The sequence below is a fragment of the Pseudomonas sp. A genome, assembly GCF_056270345.1.
This window is the reverse complement of sequence record NZ_CM149873.1, coordinates 4512021-4530821: the sequence shown is the minus strand read 5'-3', so window position 1 is coordinate 4530821 and position 18801 is coordinate 4512021. Positions and strand designations below refer to the sequence as shown.

Below are 18801 nucleotides of genomic sequence, written 5' to 3'. Positions count from 1 at the left end.
AGTTTCCGATGATCTGTTGCAAGCGGGTGTACGATCCCGTCATGGCGAGCGATGGCCAACGTGTGCTGGTCGACCGCCTGTGGCCGCGCAACACGCGCAAGGAAGACCTGCACGGGCAGTGGCTGCGCGAAGTGGCGCCGTCCGACGCATTGCGCAAGGCGTTTCACGCCGGCGAGTTCGACTTTGCCGGTTTTACCCAGCGCTACCAGCAGGAACTGGCCGCTCACCCCGAGCACTGGTACCCGCTGCTGGACCTGGCTGGCAAAGGCGACCTGACCTTGCTGTACGCCGGCAAGGACACCGAGCACAACAACGCCCAGGTCCTGGCCCGGTGGCTGGAGGACGAACTGGAACGCCGTGGCCCGGCCAGTTCGCCGGTGTGCTATGCCCCTTGAACTGATTCCTGCCAGCGACGAACACCTGACGTTTGCCCGTGACCTCACGCGCCGCGCCATGCTGCCGTATTACCGTGAATTCGATCTGTTGTGGATCGAGGAAGCCTTCGACGAAGCCTGGGGCTGGCGCGAACAGTGGCTGGTGATCGAGGACGACCGGGTGTTGGGCTTTTGCAGCCTGAGCCAGGACCGTCAGGCGCTGTACATCCGCGAGCTGCACCTGTTGCCCGAGCAGCGCGGCCGGGGCGTGGGAGGCTGGGTGCTGGAGCAGTTGGCCGGCTGGACCGCGCAGCGTGGGTTGCCCTGGCTGCGGTTGATGGTGTTCAGCAGCAATCCGGCGCGGCGCCTGTACCAGCGCCGTGGGTTCGTCGAGGTCGGGATGGACGAGTGCTTTGTGCGGATGCAGCGCCCGGCACCCTGACGCGATCCTGTGTAGGAGCGGCCTTGTGCCGCGAAAGGGCCGCAACGCGGCCCCGGCGATCTTTGCTTTAACGCTCAAATCCTGGGGCCGCTCCGCGCCCCTTTCGCGGCACAAGGCCGCTCCTACAAGGGGCGGTGTATTTCAGTCCTGGCGCACCCTGACCATCTGTCCCTGAACCAGCATCGCCTCCAGCACCGGCCCCTGCAACGCCAGCAGGTCGCCGGCCAGCAGGTTCTGCAGCAGCGCCTTGCCATCGAAGCGATTGCCTCCCAGTTCGACCTCGCGCACGCCCTCGACCCGCACCACCGCCTTGCCCACCTGCCCCAGGCGGTTGCCGCTGATCACCAGCGGCCCGGGCTGCGGCGTGGCGTTGCGCAGGCTGACGGCGTACTCCGGGGTGTTGCCGATACGGTTGCCCACCAGGGTCAGGGCCGTGACCTCGCTGGCATCCACGGCGCTGCCTTGGCTGCTGGCCAGCAGGTTGTCGTCGATCAGCAGCGGGGCTTCGGTCGTCGGCGCGAGGTTGCGCAGCTGGATGCCATGGCCACGGCTGTCGCCGATGCGGTTGCCGGCCAGCAGCACGGCGCCGCGCTGGTCGCTGATCTCGATGGCGGCCTTGGCGGCGCCGAGGATCAGGTTGTTTTCGACCAAAGCCCGGGTCTGGCCACGCAGGCGCACGCCGCTGTTATTGTCGACGCCGCGCAGCTGGTTGCCACGCAGGCTCAACTGGCTGTCGCGGGCGTCGATGGCGTACTGCTGCGAGCCTTCGAAGCGGTTGTCGATGATGGTCGCCTGGCTGTGCTGCAGCTCCACCGCGCTGGACAGCTCGCTGAAATGACTGGCCTCCACCAGCAGCGTGGCCGGACGCGTGCTGGACGGCTGCTGGGTGCTGAGCGCGGTGCTCAGACCACGGGACAGGTTGGTGTTGTAGCCCAGGCGTTTGAGCGTCGAGCCGATCACCTGGGTATGGCTGCCAGCCCAGGACACCACGAAGGGCCGCCAGGCGCGGTTGGTGTTGCCGGGCTTGTCGCCAGCGACGCTCTCCAGCGTCGATTGGTTCAGCCCCAGCCAGCCCTGGTTGATCAGCGCGGTGCCGGAGTAGCTGTACAGGTAGAGGCTCGTGCCCTCCAGCAGCAGCCCGGCATCGGCGCCGATCATCAACGGGTAGCTGAGCAGGTAGCCGTCCTTGTAGCGCTTGAGGACCCGTGGGTCGTGCAGCGCATCGTGCAGCTGCGCCAGGGTGATGCTGCCACCGCGCAGCACCACGGCCTGCGGGTGATGCGCCTGGTAGCCGGCTATGGCGCGGAACAGGCCGTTGTTGACGAACGGCTCGAACGGCCAGCTGCCGGCCTGGGACGAGAACATCGGTTGCAGGCTGACACTGGCGCGGCCCGCGGGTGGCGGGCGGCGCGCCTGCTCGAAGGTCACCGCCTGGCGGGCCTGGTGGCGCAGTTGCTCCAGCTGCTGCTGATACTGCGCCTGGGGCAGGGTGTCCATCACCGGCGCGGCCTGGGCGGTCGTCGCCAGCAGCAGGGCGGCCAGGCAGGTGAGGGAAAAGCGGCTGAACGGTGCCATGGGTGCGTCCTTGATCAAGGCAGGTTGGGGTAGGCCGGCTTGAGCGGGCCGCCGATCTGGCTGTAGTTGTCCACCTCGCCGTCTTCACTGTCGTACAGCTGGCGGGCGAGGGCATGCCCGGGCCGGCGGGCCAGGAACGGTATCAGCCAGGCCAGCTTGTAGGGCGCGACGTCGGCCTGGCGCTGGCCCTTGAGCTGGGGCAGGGAGTCCGGGGCGAGCACGCTGCGGGCGGCGAAGGTGGCCAGCTGGTCGAGGGTACGCTGGTCGTCCTCGCTCCAGGCCAGGCCGTTGGCCCGGGCCGACTCGCCGAGCAGCACCAGCGGCACCAGGGCGTACTGGCTGTAGTTGGCGGCCAGCCTGCTGCGTGCCACTTCCAGCGGCAGGTAAGCCTGGTCGCCACTGCGCACGGCCTGGGCCAGGCCCCGGCGCAGGTTGCCGTCGGCCCAGCGGATGAAGTCGTCGCGGCCCACCAGCATGCCGGCGGCGGCCACCGCCCAGGCGGCCCAGTAGTCGTGGTTGTTGAAATAGACCGTGGTGGACTGGCGGCGCGGGTCGTATTCGCGGATCACCTGCTCGCCGAGCTGGGTGAACCAGTGACGTTGCGCGGGGCTGAGTTGCGCCTTGCCGTCGGCCGCGGCCTGGGTCAGCAGCACCGCGCCGGCCATGGCCGCCAGGGCCCATTTGCGCGCGGCCATGCCGGTGTTGCTGGCGTGCGGGTCGAGCAGGGCGCCCGCTTGCGCCCAGTGTTCCAGCCACTGGTCCTGGCAGGCCAGGGCCATGTTGGCCTGCTGCGGCTTGCTGGCGTTCTGAAAGCGCTTGCCGGCCTGGATCAGGCCGCCGACGAATTGCTTGATCTGCCGGGCGACGCGCTCGCTGTCGGCGTCTGGGCTGGCGCGCAGGGTGGATTTGCTGGCGTCGCGTGGGTCGTATTTGCTTTGCAGGTGCAGGCTGGCGGTGTAGGGCGGTGGTGCTTCCTTGCTGCAGGTGAGGGTGCGGTAGTCGGCGATCATGGCCGATTGCGCGGTGGCGCGGGCGGGCCAGATGGTTTGCGCGGCGTGGGCCGTGGGGGTGAGCAAGGCCAGGGCTGCCAGGGTGAGCGTGAACCTGTGGGGGCGCTTTGCGCCTCTTTCGCGGCGCAAGGCCGCTCCTACAGGGATTGCGTGGGTGCGGTTCACAGGCACAGGCGGGTCTCCACATCGGTGGCGGCGGTGCCGGCCTTGGTCGGTTCGAGGAACACCGAGAGCAGGTTGGCGCCGGCGAACTCGGGGGCCTTGCTCAGTTCGAGGTAGTACTGGCCGCCGCTTACCGCGGCCTCACGCCGGAACCACACCTTGTCGCGGGCGCCATTGTCGTAATAGACGATGAGGTAGAAGTCCTTGACGCTCCTGTCGCTCAGGCGGATATCGAGAAAGCCGTTGGACACGGTCTGCCGGGCGCTACCAGCATTGCTCAGCAGTTCGATGCGCTCGCCGACCTTGAGTGGCGGACGCTGCAATTTCGTGCCAAGGATTTCCCTGGACGCCTTGCAGCCGCCGTGTATCGCCGGCACCAACTGGCGGTACATCAACGGCGAATCCAGGCGGTAGTTGGCCGGCAGTTCCCAGACGATCAGCTTGGGCGGCGCCTCGGGCTTGTAGTCGGCGGACAGCAGGTACTCCAGCAGCGAGCCGTCCTCGCCCACGCCGGGCAGGGCGTAGTTGAGTACATCCGCTTCCAGGTACTGCTTCAGGTAGCCGTCGAAGTTGAACTGCTTGCTCTCGTCCTCGCGGGCCGCCGCGTTGCTGTCGCCGACCAGGATCACCTCGGGATCGGGGGCTTCGTCGAACAGGGCGTCGCTGCTGTCGGCCACCGGCACGGTCTGGTAACCGCGCACGTACTGGAAACCGTAGTTGTTGCCGCAGATGTAGCTCAGGGCCAGGTTCAGGGTGCCGTCCTTGGGCACCATCACGCCGGGCTCGGTGCTGTAGCGCTTTTTGGTCAGGCTGTTGTAGAACGGCTGGCGGCGGATCTCCTCGGCCATGAGCCTGGCCGTTGCCTCGGCGCCGGCCGGGGTCCAGTGGTGGTCGCGGCGGAAAAAGTACTCGCCCTTGGGCGGCTGGCGCACCAGCTGCATCATCGGCGCCACCACCGCGCCGGCCTGGCGCAGCTGCCCCAGGTAGCTGTCGAGGTTGCGGCTGGCGCGCCCGTAGTCGAACCCGTGCAGTTGCTCGGCATAGAGCTTGTCGCGGTGCATAAGGCCGCGGGTCGGCTGGATCGCCATGGCCACCTGGATGCCCTGGCGGTGGAACGCGTCCATCAGCCGGGCGAACTCCGGGCGCATGGGCGCGGGAATGCCGAAGTCGTTGGTCAGGTCGACCATCGAGCGGAACAGCCAGCGCTCCTTGCCGGGGACGATCTGGCGCATCAGCTTCATGCGCCCTTCGGCATAGTGCTGCGGTTCGGCCAGGGCCGGGCAGACCATGCACTGCAGGTTTTCGCAGCCGGGCCGGACGGGCTCGGCGGCCTTTGCCTGCGCGCCGAGCAGGGCCAGGGTGGCCGCGAGGCCGAGGGGGAGGAGGGTGTTCATGGGCCAGTCATCCTTGCGTGCGGCACGGCGTCACTCGGTCGGGTCGATGCTGTTGGCCAGGCTCAGGCTGCGGTTGCCTGGCAGCAGCACATAGCTGTACGAGCGGCCCTTCTTGAGGAACAGCTCATCGAAGCTGGCCACTTCCTGGCCACCGACGTAGGCGGCGAAGTCGATCTTGATCTCGTTGACCATGCGCGCGCCGGTCTGGCCGCTGGCCAGGGCCTTGACCACCTCGTGCTTGCCGTCGGCGGTGCGCAGCGTGGCCTGGGACGGGGTCAAGTTGTAGAAGGCCACCTGGGCCTTCTTCGGCTCGTTGACGTACTGGTCGGCGATCAACTGCAGCTGCTTGCCGTCGTAGACCACGGTGCTGGCGGCATTGGCCACCAGGGTCGGTTCGATGGCCTTGGCGCCGATACCGATCCTGTGCACGCCGGCCGGCACGAAGCGGTAGCCGCTGAGCTGGCCGGGGGCGACCTTCTGCGGGTTGAGCTTGCCGCTGAGGGCCACCTCGACGTTGCCGTCGGACAGGTTGAGCACACGCACGAACGCAGAATCGGCCGGGGCCACGGCGTCGTACAGGTCGGCATTGCCTTCGGCGGCCAGGGCGGCGTGGCTGGCACAGGTCAGGGCCAGGGCGGTGAACAGGGGCGAAAGCTTCATCAGGTTCTCCTAGGGACGTCAGAAATGCCCGGGCTGGGCGCTGCGGGCCAGCGCGCCGGGACGATGGGCCAACAGGGTGCGCAGGGGGAACTCCCAGACCACGGTGTCGATCTGCGGGTTCTGCAACTGGTCGCCGGCGAGAAACTGGTTCATCGCCTCGAACGGCCCGCGGGCCTCCACGGCGATGGACAACAGGTCGCGGTTGAGCGCCTCCTTGAGGAACCCGACGAAGTTCCAGTCGTCGATCTTGCTGTAGCTGGTGCCCACCAGCAGCAGGCTCTGCGTCTGCTCGGCGAACAGCGCGTCGCTGTCCTGGTCGGCCTGGAGGGTCTCGTACAGCTCGATCGGGTTAGGGCCGAACTGCGGCGCCAGGCGGGCGTGGTCGAACTGCAGGTAGTTCATCAGGTCGCCCTTGACCGTCTTGTCGCCGGCCTTGCGCGACACGTACACCTGGTCGCCGAGCAACTGCGGGCGCTGGCGGGCCAGTTCGTAGGCCGACAGGCGCGCGCCGTCCGGGCTCCAGTGGGTGTCGGACTTGAGGAACAGCCGTGGGCCGGCCAGGTTGCGCAGGTAGGCGTCGCGCAACGGCACCACGTCCAGCCGGCGTAGCTGCAGGTCGGCGACGAAGCGGTCGTAGAGGCTGTGCACCCGCGGATCGAAGGCGTGCTCGGCGTGGTTGGCGTAGATATCCAGCTTCATCGGCAGCGGCAGCAGCACCAGGTGCTTGCCGTGCTCGGCCAGTTGCCTCTGGACCTTGACGATCTGCTCCAGCTGGCTCGCCAGGCTGGCGTCCAGGTCGTTGGGCACGCGGTATTCCTGGTTGGTGTAGAGCCAACCGTCCTTGCCCAGCACCACGCCCTTGGTGCCCTCGCCGAACAGCTGGAACTGGGCGTCGGCCCACAGTCGTTGCGAGGGCTCGCGCAGGAACAGGCGCTTGTCGTAGACCTGTTCGAACTTGCGCAGCAGCTTGCCGTCGACGAACAGGTTCCAGCTGTCGGTCTGGGCACGGGCAAAGCTCAGCACCGGCGGCAGCGAATAGACGAACATCGCCGCCAGCGCCAGGGCGAAGACCACACCGTTGGCCTTGCCGGCCGAATTCATCACTGGGTACATGGCATTTCCACGGAACAGTTAGTTGATTCATTGATCGACACGTCCCCCTGTAGGAGCGGGCTTGCCCCGCGATCAAGGCGACGCGGTGCATGGCACCGGCTGCGCCGGTGTTCGCGGGGCAAGCCCGCTCCTGCAGGGGGCATCTCAAGCCTTGCCCTAGAACTGGAAATACAGGAACGGCGAGAACGAACTGGCCGCCAGGCTGCTCAGCGCCAGCAGGAAGCCGCCCCACAGCAGCAGGCTGTGCAGCACACCGACGTGACGCATGAAGTAGCCTTCCTTGTTGCCGGCGTAGAAGCGCACGTTGTTGATCCCGGCCAGGATCAGCCAGGCGATTGCCACCAGGGCGAAGGCCATGGCCATCCTCGAGGCGCCAAGCACGTAGAGCTCCAGCGAACCGAAACCGTTGAAGCCCAGCAGCGCCTGGTAGATCTGCAGGCTGTGGCGCAGGTCCATGGTGAAGAACAGCGGCATGCTCAGGATGATCAGCAGCGCGGTGCGCAGGTTGCGGCCCAGGTGATAGGGCGTGGTGACCTTGGTCGCCAGGTTGAACCTGCGCTCCAGCACCATGCCGATGCCGAAGAACAGCCCCCAGCAGATGAAGGCGAAACTGGCGCCGTGCCACAGGCCCGACAGCAGCATGGTCCACACCAGCGCCGGCAGGGCGCCGGCCACGCGCTTGCGCACCAGCGGCAGGTACACGTAATCGCGCAGGAAATGCGCCAGGGTCATGTGCCAGCGCGACCAGAACTCGGTGATGCTCTGCGACACATAGGGCTGGTTGAAGTTTTCCGGGAAGCGGAACCCCATCATCAAGGCCAGGCCCAGGGCCATGTGGCTGTAGCCGGCGAAGTCGAAGTACAGCTGCAGGGTCGAGACCACCAGGCCGAACCAGGCATCGCTGAACTGCAGGGTGCCTTCGCCGACGAACAGCACGTTGATCGGCGCCAGGCGGTCGGCGATCAGCACCTTCATGATGAAACCGAGCATGAAGCGGCACACCCCCAGCGAGAACAGCTCCAGCGAGTGGCTGCGCTGGCGCAGCTGCGGCGCGAGCTGGCTGTAGCGCAGGATCGGCCCCGCCACCAGGTGCGGGAACAGCGCGACGAAGGCGGCGAAGTCGATGAAGCTGCGAGTGGGCGTGGCGTCCTTGCGGTAGATGTCGACGATGTAGCTCAGGGCATGGAACACGTAGAACGAGATGCCCAGCGGCAGGAAGATGTTCTCCAGGGTCCAGGTGTTGATGCCCAGCGGCGCCAGCAGCAGGGCCAGCACCTCGGCGCCGAAGTTGGCGTACTTGAAGTAGCCGAGCGTGGCCAGGTTACCGGCCACGCCGAGCCACAGCAGGCGCAGGGCACGGCGTTTGTCGCCGGCGTCCAGGCGCGCCTTGATGAACAGGCCGAAGCCGTAGTTCCAGGCGGTGATGGCGACGAACAGCAGCAAAAAGTCCGGGCGCCACCAGGCGTAGAACACGTAGCTGGCGGCGACGATCACCAGCGAGCGCCACTGTGGCCGGGCCAGGTAGTAGATGGCCAGGAACAGCGGCAGGTAGAGGAACAGGAAGACGTTGGAGGCGAAGATCATGCTGGCCGGTCCTTAGTAACTGATCACCACGCCGACACTCAGCTGGTAGTCGTCGCCGGTGTCCAGCGCGCTGCCTGCGTTGAGGTAGCTGGCGCTGACCAGGGTGTTGACGTCCAGGTGCTTGCCGTCGAGGGCTACCGGGAACATCTTCCAGTAGTAGTTGAGGTCGATCATCTGGCCGACGTTGTCGCCCTTGCCGTGCCGGCCGGCGTTCAGTTCGCTCTGGCGCCGGGCGCGGGCATCGGCGGCCATGCGGATCGGCAGGGCGCCGCCTTCGTCGCGCAGGTTGAGCTGGGTCACCCGCAGGTCCAGGGCGCTGCGCGCCGTGGGCCGGGTCTCCAGGGCGACGCCGTAGTAGCTCAGGTTGCGCAGGTCGAGGGCGACGAACGAGCTGGTCAGGCGCGTGCTGTACGAGCCCTGGCGGGTGATGCGGTCGGACTGGATCGGGTTGAGCCGGAAGCCGTCGTTGTCGTCGTCCGGCTTGTCGGTCAGGCCGCCGCGCAGGGCCAGGCGCGGGGTCCAGGGCAAGGTCTCGAAACGCTTGCCGACCTCGCCCAGCGCCGCCCAGCCGCGGCTGCCGTGGCCGGTGCTGGTGACACCGTTGCCGGCGGTGTTGTCCATCGTGCCGTCCAGCGCCGCCAGTTCCAGGTGGTAGTCGCTGGCCAGCGGCAGGTTGTCGCCCTTGAAGAACAGTCCGTAGCGCCAACCCTTGAAGTCGTAGCGGTCGTCGGCGTCGTGGCCACTGCGGTCGTTCTCCTGCATCAGGCGCACGCCGACCTGGTTGTTCGGGCTCCAGCGATAGGCGTACTGGCCCATCAGGTACAGCGTGCGCGCTTCGCTGGCGGCCAGCGAATTGACGTCGGTGTTGTAGTTGCGAAATTTCTGCCCGACCGCGACGAAGGCATCGCTGAAGGTATCCTGGTAGTTGAATCGCAGCGACTCCAGGCTGTCGTCCCACCAGATGCCGTAGTCGTCGTAGAAGCGCTGACGACCGAACGACAGCGAGAAGCGCGGGTCGTCGCCGATCAGGTTGCGCTTGACGTACAGCTCGCGCAGCTCGGCGTACCAGCCCTCGGGTTGCTCGCGCTCATTGTTGTTGGTCGACTCGTTGGCCAGGTTGCTCGACTGGCTGGAGTCGTAGTTCAGCCACAGGCGACCATAGACCATCCATTTGGCCCAGCGTTTTTCCGGCGAGTACCAGGCGAACGACGGCTCGTAGCGCAGGCTGTAGAAGCTTTCGCGGTCGCGGCCGACCTGGGAGTCCTGCGGCCCGTAGCCGGTCTGCACGGTGAGCTTGTTGAAGAACTCCGAGGTGATCAGCGGCTCGCTGCCGTCAACGGCCGCGACGCGCACAGGCGCGTTGCTGTCGGCCTCGGGGCCGGTGACTTCCTCGGCCGCCAGCACCGTCAGGGGCGCCAGGGCGAGCAGGGCGCCGAGCAGGGGTGGGTGGGCTTTCACAGGGTGGCCTCCTTCAACAGATCGTTGCGCGCGGCCAGGGCGCGCTCGATGTCATCCTTGGGCAAGGTCTTGTCCAGCCGTTTGATCAGGCCGCGGGCGCGGGTCTCGCCCAGGTCGAGGGCGATGCGCGCATAGGTGTAGGCCTTGACCGGGTCGTGGCAGATGGCCCGGCCGCGCAGGTGCACGGTGGCCATGCGGTACCAGGCCGCGGTCGAGCCCTGCTCGGCCTGCCGCTGCCAGATGGCCAGGGCACGCTCCTGGTCGGGCTGGTCGAGGCCGCCCTTGCTGTACAGGTCGCCCAGCAGCAGCTGCGCGTCGGGATAACGGGCGGTGATCAGCTCGTCGATCAGCGCCTGGGACTTTTGCGGATCCAGGGTCAGCCAGTTGTTGACCATGTAGAACGCCGCATCCAGCGCCTTGGCCCGGGTCGGGTCCTTGGCCCGCACCTGGGCGATCAGCGCCTGGGTCTGCTCGGCGTTGTGCTCGGTGGGGTTGGAGATCATGAAGTTGGCCTTGGACACCTGCGCCGGCAGGTAGCCACGGGCGACGGCGTTGTCCAGCCAGCGCTGGGCCTCGGCGATGCCGTCGGCGCGCAACTGGTCGTTGGCCTTGTCGCGGGCCAGTTGCTCGGGCGTCGGCTCGACCTTGGGGCCCATGGCGCGGCTCAGGCGCTGTTCGCGCTCGGCGTCCAGCTCGGCGCGGGTGGTGCCGTGGATGCTGTCCAGCAGCGCGCCGATGCGCTGCACGACCTCCACCGGCAGGCTGGCCATCTCCGGCTCCAGGCTGCGGGCGAAGGCGAGGAAGGCCGGGTCCTGGCGCTCGCCGAGGAAGCGGTAGTAGCGCTCGATGCCGCGTGGGTCGATGCGCGCCGCCTGCTGGTACCAGCGCTCGGCTGCGGCGCTGTCGCCCTGGCGCTCGGCGACCACGGCGCGGTACAGCTCAGGGCGACAGTTGAGCAGGCAGCTCTGTTCGTACAGCGCCAGCAGTTCGGCGGCGCGCTCGCCGGGGAACAGCTGCGGATAGACCAGGAACACCTCCAGGCTGGTGCTGGTGCTGCGCGGATCACGGTCGTTGGGGTAGCGGGCCAGGGCCTGACGCACCCAGGCTTCGTGACTGCGCTGCAGGCGCGGGGTGCGGTCGAGCAGGCGCGCCAGCGAGGCCAGCGCCGGGATCTGGCCGTGGCCGTCGGCGAAGGCCTCCTGGTACAGGCTCACGATGTCCTGGCGGTTGGCACTGTCGCTGTTGGCCAGCACATCGCCGAGCAGCTGCTTGGAGGCCAGGTCGCCACGCTCGGCGAGGGCGCGCAGGTCGCTCGTGACATCGGCGCTCGGGTCCTTGTACAGCGCGTAGCGGATCTGCTCCAGGCTCTGCCCGGCCCAGCCGCTGCCGGCCCAGGCCAGGCCGAGGCCGGCCAGCAACAGGCGCGGGGCGTTCTTGGCGATCATGACCGGCCCTCAGTTGCCGCTGCCGAACGGCAGGCCCAGGTACAGGTCGACCGCCACGGCCTTCTGGTAGGCCGCTGCCGGCAGCGGGCTGTCCGGCTGGATGGTCAGGGCCAGGTTGTGGTTCAGCTCGTCGGAGCGGGCGTCGACCACCTTGCCGCTGAAGTGCTGGTCGAGGCCGAACACCTGCATGTCCACCGAGCGCACGCGGCCGACATCGGCGAGCTTGTCGAACGGCACGTTGGCGCGCACGAACAAGCCCTCGTGCTTCGGCAGCAGGTGCATCATCGGCGCCGCCTTGTAGCCATAGCCGTCCAGCGGCGGCGACGGGTACCAGACCTGGCAGTCGCACGGGCTGTTGATCACCGTCTCGACGCTGGCGCGCCCCAGCAGCGCCTGCAGGTCGCCCGGGGCGAGGTCGGCCAGGGCCTTCATGTCCGCCGGGCTGGTGAAGCTGGTGGCCAGCTGGGTGGAGATGTTCGCCAGCGGCTGGCCGGCCTGCACCTCGCTGGCGCCGGCCGGCAGCAGGTACTTCACGTAGCCGTTGTCCGGCATGCTGATGACCTGGGCATTGCCGGCCACCGTGGCCTGCAGCGCCGGGACGCGGAAGAACAGCAGGTAGCCCTTGTAGCCGACGAAGCCCAGCGCGGCCAGGCCGGCGGCGGCGTACAGCGCGGTGCCGGCCACGGCCTTGAGGCGCTCGGCCGGGGTGCGGGCGCTGGCCTGCTGGTGCTTGCGCGCCTTGATGTAGTTCTCGCGCTGCATCACGTTGAACAGGCCGTTTATGTCGGCGACTTCGCCCGACAGGTAGGCGCTGATCAGGTAGCGCAGGATGTCGCGCTTCTGCGCGTCGAGGTCGACGAACTGCGCGCCGACCTCCTTGCCGCGCTGGGAGACGATGCGCACCTTGCCGTCGATCGACAGGTCCACCTGGTTCAGGCGCAGCTGGATCGAGGCGTCGTACAGCGCGCCGACGGTCAGCGGCGCCTCGTGCAGCAGGCCGATGCCGCCCAGCGAGATGTCGGCCAGGTCGGCCTCGAACGGTTCGCGGCCGACACCGGACAGGCGCACCCGGGCGTGCATGCGGGTGCGCACGTACTGACGCTCGTCGATGGCTTCGTGGACGATGTTGGCCGTGGTCGTGCCCGGGGCCGCCGGGGTATTCGAAGTACTCATGTGCAGGCGCCTTTCCTTAACGTTGCGAGAGTTCCAGAAGAACGGTGATGACCCCGAAGAAGATGGCGATCGAGGAGCACAGCATCGCCTTCGAGGACCAGCGGTTGAGGCCGGCGTCGAAGTCGACGCTGCCGGTGGCCAGGGTGGTCTTCTGCCGCGTCCAGCGTTGCTGGTCCATGTGGAACATCGCGTAGACCTTCATCAGCGAACCGACGATCTGGTTGTAATAGAGAACGAACGGGTACATCGGGCTGACCGGGTGCCCGGCGAAGACGAACAGCACCGTCACCAGGCTGCGCGAGACCAGCACCCAGAACAGGTACACCAGCAGGTACTGGATGCCGAACACCAGGCCGGCGACCACCGAGCCGGTCAGGCCCATCAGGCAGGTCCACATCGACACCCGCTGGTCGAGCAGCACGTACAGGGTGAACAGCCCCAGGCGCGCGCGGCCGAGCAGGGCGGTGGCGCGGAAGTTCTGGCGCAGCGAGTTGCCGTACCAGCGGAACATCAGCTGGCGGGTGGCCACCCAGAAGCTGTCGCTGGGCGGGTGCTCGACGGTCAGGGTGTGGCTGTCGGGCACGTAGAAGGTGTCCCAGCCGGCGCGCATCAGGCTCAGCCAGCTCGACTTGTCGTCGCCGGTGAGGAACTGGAAGCGGCCCAGGCGCCAGTGTTCGAGAAAATCCGCCTCGACGTCGCGGATGAAATCCGGGTCGGTCATCACCCCGGCGCGGAAGAACGACAGCCGCCCGGTGAGGGTCAGCACCCGGTGCGACAGGGCCATCGAGCACATGTTGATATGCCGTTGGACGAAACGCATCGAGTGCCACTGGCGCATCCAGCGACTGCCCTCGACCTGGCAGAACTCGTTGGTGGTCAGGCCGCCGACGTCGGGCAGCACGGCGAACAGCTTGACCGCCCGCTCGACGCAGCCGGGCAGCATCATGGTGTCGCCGTCGACCACGCCGACCACCGCCTCGTCCAGCGGCATCTGCCGCGACAGCGCGCGGAAGGCGTGGGCCAGGCCATCGCGCTTGCCGGTGCCGCGGGCGCGGACGATCACCAGGCCGATATCGTCGCGGCCCCGCACCTCGTCGCGCATGATGTCCTTGATGAACTGCTCGTCGCCCTTCTCGACGATCGAGGCGATTACCGTGCACGGCACCTTCAGCCGCTGCACCTCCTGGAACACCGACTGGTACACCTTGAAGGTGGTGTGGGTGGGGATGCGAAAGCTGGTCACCACCATGAACATGTGCGACGGCAAGGCCGCGTCACCCAGGCGCTCGACCTGGCGGCGCAGGCGCGGGAAGCGCCAGTGCAGGAAGTACATGCCGCGCAGGTAGTGGACGATGGCGTTGCCGTAGCGCCACATGCCCAGGGTGCCAATGATGAAGATGAACAGGTGGTGGTTCGGGTCCAGGTACTGTGGCGCGACCATCTGCGCGGCCAGGGCGATCAGCCCGGCGAGCAGCGTCCAGGCGCAGAAGCTGGCCGCCGCGCGCATATACCCCGGGGCCGCGAAAGGCCGCTGTTGCTGTCGTTCCATGGCGTTGTAGCTCCTTGGGTCGGGGCCCGCCGTAACGGCGGGCGGCGGCGTGCCTTACCAGCAGATGCCGTGGCGTTGGGCGTCGCTGCTGCCGGCCATGAAGCCGACCAGGTCGATCACCTGCTTGCCGTTGCCGACGTCCAGGGCCTGGACGAAGCGCTCGTCGTTGTTGCCCAGCACGATCACCTCGGCCTCGTCGATCACCTGCTGCAGGTCGCTGCGCAGCAGGGCGCTGACGTGGGGGATCTGCTGCTCGATGTACTGGCGGTTGGCGCCGAACTGGCGGGCGTGGTCGACGTTGGCGTCGAAGATGCGCAGGTCGTAGCCCTTGCCGATCAGCTGCTCGGCCAGGGTTACCAGCGGGCTTTCGCGCAGGTCGTCGCTGTTGGCCTTGAAGGCCAGCCCGAGCAGGGCGATGCGGCGCTTGCCGGCCCGGGTCACCAGGTCGAAGGCGTTCTGTACCTGGTTGCGGTTGCTGTCCATGATCGAGGCCAGCAGCGGGTGCGCCACGTCCAGCTGGCTGGCGCGGTAGGTGAGGGCGCGCACGTCCTTGGGCAGGCACGAGCCGCCGAAGGCGAAGCCCGGGCGCAGGTAGTAGCGCGACAGGTTGAGCTTGTAGTCCTGGCAGACCACGTCCATCACTTCGCGGCCATCGACCCCCGAGGCCTTGGCTATGTTGCCGATCTCGTTGGCGAAGCTGACCTTGGTGGCGTGCCAGACATTGCAGGTGTACTTGATCAGCTCGGCGACCTCGATCGATTTGCGGATCACCGGGGCGTCGAGGCCTGTATACAGCGTGGCGAGCAGATCGCCGGACTGGCTGTCGAGTTCGCCGATCACGGTCATGGCCGGGAAGTCGTAGTCCTGGATCGCCGTGCTTTCACGCAGGAATTCCGGGTTGACCGCCACGCCGAAATCGCGGCCGGCCTGCTTGCCCGAGGCCTGCTCGAGGAGCGGGATGACCACGTTCTTCACCGTGCCCGGCAGCACCGTGCTGCGCACCACCACGGTGTGGCGGCTGGCCTTGTCGCGCAGGGCCGCGCCGATCTCCCGGCACACCGCTTCCATGTACACCAGGTCGAGGTCGCCGTTGGCCTTGCTCGGCGTGCCGACGCACAGCAGCGACAGCTCGGTGGCCAGGATCGCCGCCTGGACATCGGTGGTGCCGCGCAGGCGGCCCTGGCGCACGCCGTCGAGCAGCAGCTGTTCCAGGCCCGGCTCGACGATGGGCGAGCGGCCCTGGTTGATCATGTCGATCTTCGCCTGGGCGACGTCCACCCCCAGTACCTGGTGTCCGCGTGCCGACAGGCAGCCGGCGCAGACCGCTCCCACATAGCCAAGTCCGAAGATACTGATGTTCATAGATCCCTCTCCCCAGGCGCGGCGCAAGGCCGGCCGAGATACTCAGTTCAGAAGTTTTGAAAATGCCAGACGCGCAGGATCAGGCCGCGCTAGATATATAGCGATGCAGGCTGTTTCTTGGTGGTCTTTTTACATCCTAAGGAGTTTTCTGATAGTTCGGCAAGCTTTGTTGTGTTGTTGTTTTGATAAATTCTAAATTTCCTGTGAGAAAGTTGAAAATTACTTATAAAACAATGACTTAAAGTTAGATAAAAGTTGGGCGTCAAAAAATAGATGCGCTTGTTTGTGACGATAAAATGACGCCAAAATGGCGCTTTTCGCCACTTTTTCCACCGTTTCAGTCGCGCTTCGATGTGCGCTTTTTTACTGATTTGGGTGATTTTTCTTATTCTTGGAAGTGCTATTTTCGTCTGTCGTCGGGCGCGTCCATGTCCCCCAGACGTCCGACTGTGGCGCAATGATGGCTTGCAAGGATTGGATCCAATTGGCATAGTGCCGGACGACTGCGCAGGCATTCACTCGGGTGCGGGATGCACCCTTCTTCCATTCATGCAAAGGAGGCAAGCAGATGAACGGATTCGGTCCGCGACTCAGAGAAGAGCGCGAACGCCTGGGGCTGACCCAGCGTATCTTTGGCGACATCGGTGGCGTCGAGCCCAACGCCCAGGGCAAATACGAGAGCGGCGAACGCACGCCGCGCATGGACTACCTCGCGGCGGTCGCCAGCAAGGGCGTCGATGCGCTCTATGTGCTGAGCGGCGTGCACACCCCCGCGCCGCTGGACAGCCTCACGTCCGACGAAAACCGTCTGCTCGACGCGTTCCGCCGCCTGCCCTCGGCCGACCAGGCCGCGGTCTGGCACCTGCTCAACCGCCTGGCGGGCGAGGAGGGCGGGGCACAAGTGCTGCGTATTCGGCGGCCTGACCGGCAGGCATATTTCCATGACGCTTTGCGCTAGGTTCGTTGTGAAAAATTTTGTTAAGGTGGCGGGATCCAATCGCCCCACTGACGAGGTGTCTGCTTGATTAGGGTCCTGGTGGTCGACGATCACGATCTGGTGCGTACCGGCATCACACGCATGCTGGCCGACATCGACGGGCTGCAGGTGGTGGGGGAGGCGGACTCTGGCGAGTCCGCCCTCAAGCTGGCCCGCGAGCTCAAGCCGGACGTGGTCCTGATGGACGTGAAGATGCCAGGGATCGGTGGTCTGGAAGCCACGCGCAAGCTGTTGCGCAGCCATCCGGACATCAAGGTGGTCGCGGTGACCGTGTGCGAGGAAGACCCGTTCCCCACCCGCCTGTTGCAGGCGGGTGCCGCGGGCTACCTCACCAAGGGCGCCGGGCTCGACGAAATGGTCCAGGCAATCCGCCTGGCCTTCGCCGGCCAGCGCTACATCAGCCCGCAGATCGCCCAGCAGCTGGCGCTCAAGTCGTTCCAGCCGCAGGGCTCGCCGTTCGACGCGCTGTCCGAGCGGGAAATCCAGATTGCGCTGATGATTGTCGGCTGCCAGAAGGTGCAGATCATCTCTGACAAGTTGTGTCTGTCCCCCAAGACCGTCAATACTTACCGTTATCGAATCTTCGAAAAACTCTCGGTCACCAGCGACGTCGAACTGACCTTGCTGGCTGTCCGCCACGGTATGGTCGACGCAAGTCTGTAAGCACACACCTCATGTCACAACCTTTTGATGCAAGCGCGTTCCTGGCGACCTGCAGCGGTCGCCCGGGCGTGTACCGGATGTTCGACGCCGAAGCCCGGCTGCTGTACGTGGGCAAGGCCAAGAACCTCAAGAAGCGCCTGGCCAGCTATTTCCGCAAGACCGGGCTGGCGCCGAAGACGGCTGCCCTGGTGGGGCGCATCGCCCAGGTCGAAACCACCATCACCGCCAACGAGACCGAGGCGCTGCTGCTCGAGCAGACGCTGATCAAGGAATGGCGACCGCCCTACAACATCCTGCTGCGCGACGATAAGTCCTACCCGTACGTATTCTTGTCTGACGGCGAATTCCCGCGCCTGGGCATCCACCGCGGCGCGAAGAAGGCCAAGGGCCGCTATTTCGGCCCGTACCCCAGCGCCGGTGCCATCCGCGAGAGCCTGAGCCTGTTGCAGAAGGCGTTCTCGGTGCGCCAGTGCGAGGACAGCTACTACGCCAACCGCACCCGCCCGTGCCTGCAGTACCAGATCAAACGCTGCAAGGGGCCGTGCGTGGGGCTGGTCGCCGCCGAGGAGTACGCCGAGGACGTGCGCCACTCGGTGATGTTCCTCGAAGGCCGCAGCCAGCAGCTGGGCAACGAGCTCAGCGCCGAGATGGAAAAGGCCGCCATGGCCCTGAACTTCGAGAAGGCCGCCGAGCTGCGCGACCAGATCGCCCTGCTGCGCCGGGTCCAGGACCAGCAGTACATGGAGGGCGGCTCCGGCGACGTCGACGTGGTGGCGGCCTTCGTCAACCCGGGCGGCGCCTGCGTGCACCTGATCAGCGTGCGTGGCGGCCGGGTGCTGGGCAGCAAGAACTTCTTCCCCCAGGTGGGCATTGAGGAGGAGGTGGCCGAGGTCATGGCCGCGTTCCTGTCCCAGTACTACCTGGGCAACGCCGAGCGCGAGCTGCCGGACGAGCTGATCGTCAACGTGGTGCACGACGACTTCGCCGCCATCAGCGAGGCGCTGCAGACCCTGCGCGGCCGCGAAATCAGCATCAGCCATCGGGTGCGCGGCACCCGCGCGCGCTGGCAGCAGCTGGCGGTGACCAACGCCGAGCAGGCCCTCAATGCCCGCCTGGCCAACCGCCAGCACATGGCCGCGCGCTTCGAGGCGCTGGCCCAGGTGCTCGACCTGGACGAGGTGCCGCAGCGCCTGGAGTGCTACGACATCAGCCACTCCAGCGGCGAGGCCACCGTGGCCAGCTGCGTGGTGTTCGGCCCCGAAGGCCCGCTCAAGTCCGACTACCGCCGCTTCAACATCGAAGGCGTCACCGCTGGCGACGACTACGCGGCCATGCACCAGGCCTTGCAGCGCCGCTATGGGCGGATCAAGGACGGCGAGGGCAAGCTACCTGACGTGCTGCTGGTGGACGGCGGCAAGGGCCAGCTGAACATGGCCCGCGACGTGATGCAGGAACTGGGCTTTGCTGACCTGACGCTGCTGGGGGTGGCCAAGGGCGTGACCCGCAAGGCCGGTTTCGAGACCCTGTACCTGAACGACGTGGCCCACGAGTTCACCCTCAAGGGCGACTCGCCGGCCCTGCACCTGATCCAGCAGATCCGCGACGAAGCCCACCGCTTCGCCATCACCGGCCACCGCGCCCGGCGCGGCAAGGCCCGGCGCACCTCGAGCCTGGAGGACGTCGCCGGGGTCGGCCCCAAGCGCCGTCGCGACCTGCTGAAACATTTCGGCGGCCTGCAGGAGCTCAACCGCGCCAGTGTCGACGAGATCGCCAAAGCCCCCGGCATCAGTAAAAAGCTTGCCGAGTCGATTTATGCCAGCCTGCATAGCGAGTAGAATGC

Annotated in this window: 16 protein-coding genes; 5 read left to right on the top strand and 11 right to left on the bottom strand. The window is 66.7% G+C overall.

What is annotated here, in order from left to right:
- Positions 1–8: 8 nt before the first annotated feature.
- Positions 9–395 carry a DUF488 domain-containing protein gene (locus AC0MAZ_RS20215; protein WP_186714710.1) on the top strand — a complete coding sequence of 129 codons (387 nt, stop codon included), beginning with the start codon at positions 9–11 and terminating at the stop codon, positions 393–395.
- Positions 385–816, top strand: coding sequence for a GNAT family N-acetyltransferase (locus AC0MAZ_RS20210; protein WP_234562613.1), 432 nt, complete (start codon positions 385–387; stop codon positions 814–816). Before AC0MAZ_RS20215 ends, AC0MAZ_RS20210 begins: the two co-directional genes overlap by 11 nt.
- A gap of 141 nt (positions 817–957) precedes the next feature.
- Here AC0MAZ_RS20210 and AC0MAZ_RS20205 read toward each other — a convergent pair whose 3' ends face one another.
- The 11 genes from AC0MAZ_RS20205 to AC0MAZ_RS20155 all read right to left on the bottom strand — a co-directional run bounded on the left by AC0MAZ_RS20205 (position 958) and on the right by AC0MAZ_RS20155 (position 15301).
- Complete coding sequence (locus tag AC0MAZ_RS20205; RefSeq protein WP_475858947.1) at positions 958–2391, bottom strand: right-handed parallel beta-helix repeat-containing protein; 1434 nt, start codon at positions 2389–2391, stop codon at positions 958–960.
- 14 nt (positions 2392–2405) lie between these two features.
- Positions 2406–3467, bottom strand: a complete 1062-nt coding sequence (locus AC0MAZ_RS20200; RefSeq protein WP_475858946.1) for a polysaccharide lyase — start codon at positions 3465–3467, stop codon at positions 2406–2408.
- A gap of 95 nt (positions 3468–3562) precedes the next feature.
- Positions 3563–4957 (bottom strand): alginate O-acetyltransferase AlgX-related protein, encoded by a 1395-nt coding sequence (locus AC0MAZ_RS20195; protein ID WP_475858945.1) that lies wholly within the window; start codon positions 4955–4957, stop codon positions 3563–3565.
- Positions 4958–4987: 30 nt separating this feature from the next.
- Complete coding sequence (locus tag AC0MAZ_RS20190; protein WP_203652062.1) at positions 4988–5617, bottom strand: alginate O-acetyltransferase AlgF; 630 nt, start codon at positions 5615–5617, stop codon at positions 4988–4990.
- A gap of 18 nt (positions 5618–5635) precedes the next feature.
- Positions 5636–6730 (bottom strand): alginate O-acetyltransferase, encoded by a 1095-nt coding sequence (locus AC0MAZ_RS20185; protein WP_203652064.1) that lies wholly within the window; start codon positions 6728–6730, stop codon positions 5636–5638.
- A 156-nt stretch (positions 6731–6886) separates the two neighbouring features.
- Complete coding sequence (locus AC0MAZ_RS20180; RefSeq protein ID WP_232857039.1) at positions 6887–8314, bottom strand: MBOAT family O-acyltransferase; 1428 nt, start codon at positions 8312–8314, stop codon at positions 6887–6889.
- A gap of 12 nt (positions 8315–8326) precedes the next feature.
- The gene (locus AC0MAZ_RS20175; RefSeq protein ID WP_203652068.1) at positions 8327–9772 is read right to left on the bottom strand and encodes an alginate export family protein; all 1446 of its coding nucleotides are present in this window, start codon (positions 9770–9772) and stop codon (positions 8327–8329) included.
- On the bottom strand, positions 9769–11217 hold the full coding sequence (locus AC0MAZ_RS20170) for an SEL1-like repeat protein (protein ID WP_232857042.1): 1449 nt from the start codon (positions 11215–11217) through the stop codon (positions 9769–9771). The genes AC0MAZ_RS20175 and AC0MAZ_RS20170 overlap by 4 nt, the downstream gene beginning before the upstream one ends.
- A 9-nt stretch (positions 11218–11226) precedes the next feature.
- Positions 11227–12390: a PilZ domain-containing protein gene (locus AC0MAZ_RS20165; RefSeq protein ID WP_203652072.1), complete on the bottom strand. Its 1164-nt coding sequence runs from the start codon at positions 12388–12390 to the stop codon at positions 11227–11229.
- A gap of 16 nt (positions 12391–12406) precedes the next feature.
- On the bottom strand, positions 12407–13897 hold the full coding sequence (locus AC0MAZ_RS20160; protein ID WP_475861469.1) for a glycosyltransferase: 1491 nt from the start codon (positions 13895–13897) through the stop codon (positions 12407–12409).
- Between the two features lie 96 nt (positions 13898–13993).
- Positions 13994–15301 (bottom strand): nucleotide sugar dehydrogenase, encoded by a 1308-nt coding sequence (locus AC0MAZ_RS20155; protein WP_203652077.1) that lies wholly within the window; start codon positions 15299–15301, stop codon positions 13994–13996.
- A gap of 568 nt (positions 15302–15869) precedes the next feature.
- Here AC0MAZ_RS20155 and AC0MAZ_RS20150 point away from each other — a divergent pair.
- The 3 genes from AC0MAZ_RS20150 (at position 15870) to uvrC (ending at position 18796) form a co-directional block, all read left to right on the top strand.
- Entirely contained in the window at positions 15870–16259 is a 390-nt protein-coding gene (locus AC0MAZ_RS20150) for a helix-turn-helix domain-containing protein (RefSeq protein WP_028692527.1), read from the top strand.
- Positions 16260–16322: 63 nt separating this feature from the next.
- A complete protein-coding gene (gene gacA / locus AC0MAZ_RS20145; RefSeq protein ID WP_028692526.1) occupies positions 16323–16961 on the top strand; it encodes a response regulator transcription factor GacA in 639 nt (212 codons plus the stop codon).
- A gap of 11 nt (positions 16962–16972) precedes the next feature.
- Complete coding sequence (gene uvrC, locus AC0MAZ_RS20140; protein WP_475858944.1) at positions 16973–18796, top strand: excinuclease ABC subunit UvrC; 1824 nt, start codon at positions 16973–16975, stop codon at positions 18794–18796.
- Positions 18797–18801: the final 5 nt, after the last annotated feature.

Bases quoted from the DNA above. Each gene is read 5' to 3' on its own strand.
- AC0MAZ_RS20215 (WP_186714710.1), top strand. From the start codon at position 9: ATGATCTGTTGCAAGCGGGTGTACGATCCCGTCATGGCGAGCGATGGC.
- AC0MAZ_RS20210 (WP_234562613.1), top strand. From the start codon at position 385: ATGCCCCTTGAACTGATTCCTGCCAGCGACGAACACCTGACGTTTGCC.
- AC0MAZ_RS20205 (WP_475858947.1), bottom strand. From the start codon at position 2,391: ATGGCACCGTTCAGCCGCTTTTCCCTCACCTGCCTGGCCGCCCTGCTG.
- AC0MAZ_RS20195 (WP_475858945.1), bottom strand. From the start codon at position 4,957: ATGAACACCCTCCTCCCCCTCGGCCTCGCGGCCACCCTGGCCCTGCTC.
- AC0MAZ_RS20190 (WP_203652062.1), bottom strand. From the start codon at position 5,617: ATGAAGCTTTCGCCCCTGTTCACCGCCCTGGCCCTGACCTGTGCCAGC.
- AC0MAZ_RS20185 (WP_203652064.1), bottom strand. From the start codon at position 6,730: ATGTACCCAGTGATGAATTCGGCCGGCAAGGCCAACGGTGTGGTCTTC.
- AC0MAZ_RS20180 (WP_232857039.1), bottom strand. From the start codon at position 8,314: ATGATCTTCGCCTCCAACGTCTTCCTGTTCCTCTACCTGCCGCTGTTC.
- AC0MAZ_RS20170 (WP_232857042.1), bottom strand. From the start codon at position 11,217: ATGATCGCCAAGAACGCCCCGCGCCTGTTGCTGGCCGGCCTCGGCCTG.
- AC0MAZ_RS20165 (WP_203652072.1), bottom strand. From the start codon at position 12,390: ATGAGTACTTCGAATACCCCGGCGGCCCCGGGCACGACCACGGCCAAC.
- AC0MAZ_RS20160 (WP_475861469.1), bottom strand. From the start codon at position 13,897: ATGCGCGCGGCGGCCAGCTTCTGCGCCTGGACGCTGCTCGCCGGGCTG.
- AC0MAZ_RS20155 (WP_203652077.1), bottom strand. From the start codon at position 15,301: ATGAACATCAGTATCTTCGGACTTGGCTATGTGGGAGCGGTCTGCGCC.
- AC0MAZ_RS20150 (WP_028692527.1), top strand. From the start codon at position 15,870: ATGAACGGATTCGGTCCGCGACTCAGAGAAGAGCGCGAACGCCTGGGG.
- uvrC (WP_475858944.1), top strand. From the start codon at position 16,973: ATGTCACAACCTTTTGATGCAAGCGCGTTCCTGGCGACCTGCAGCGGT.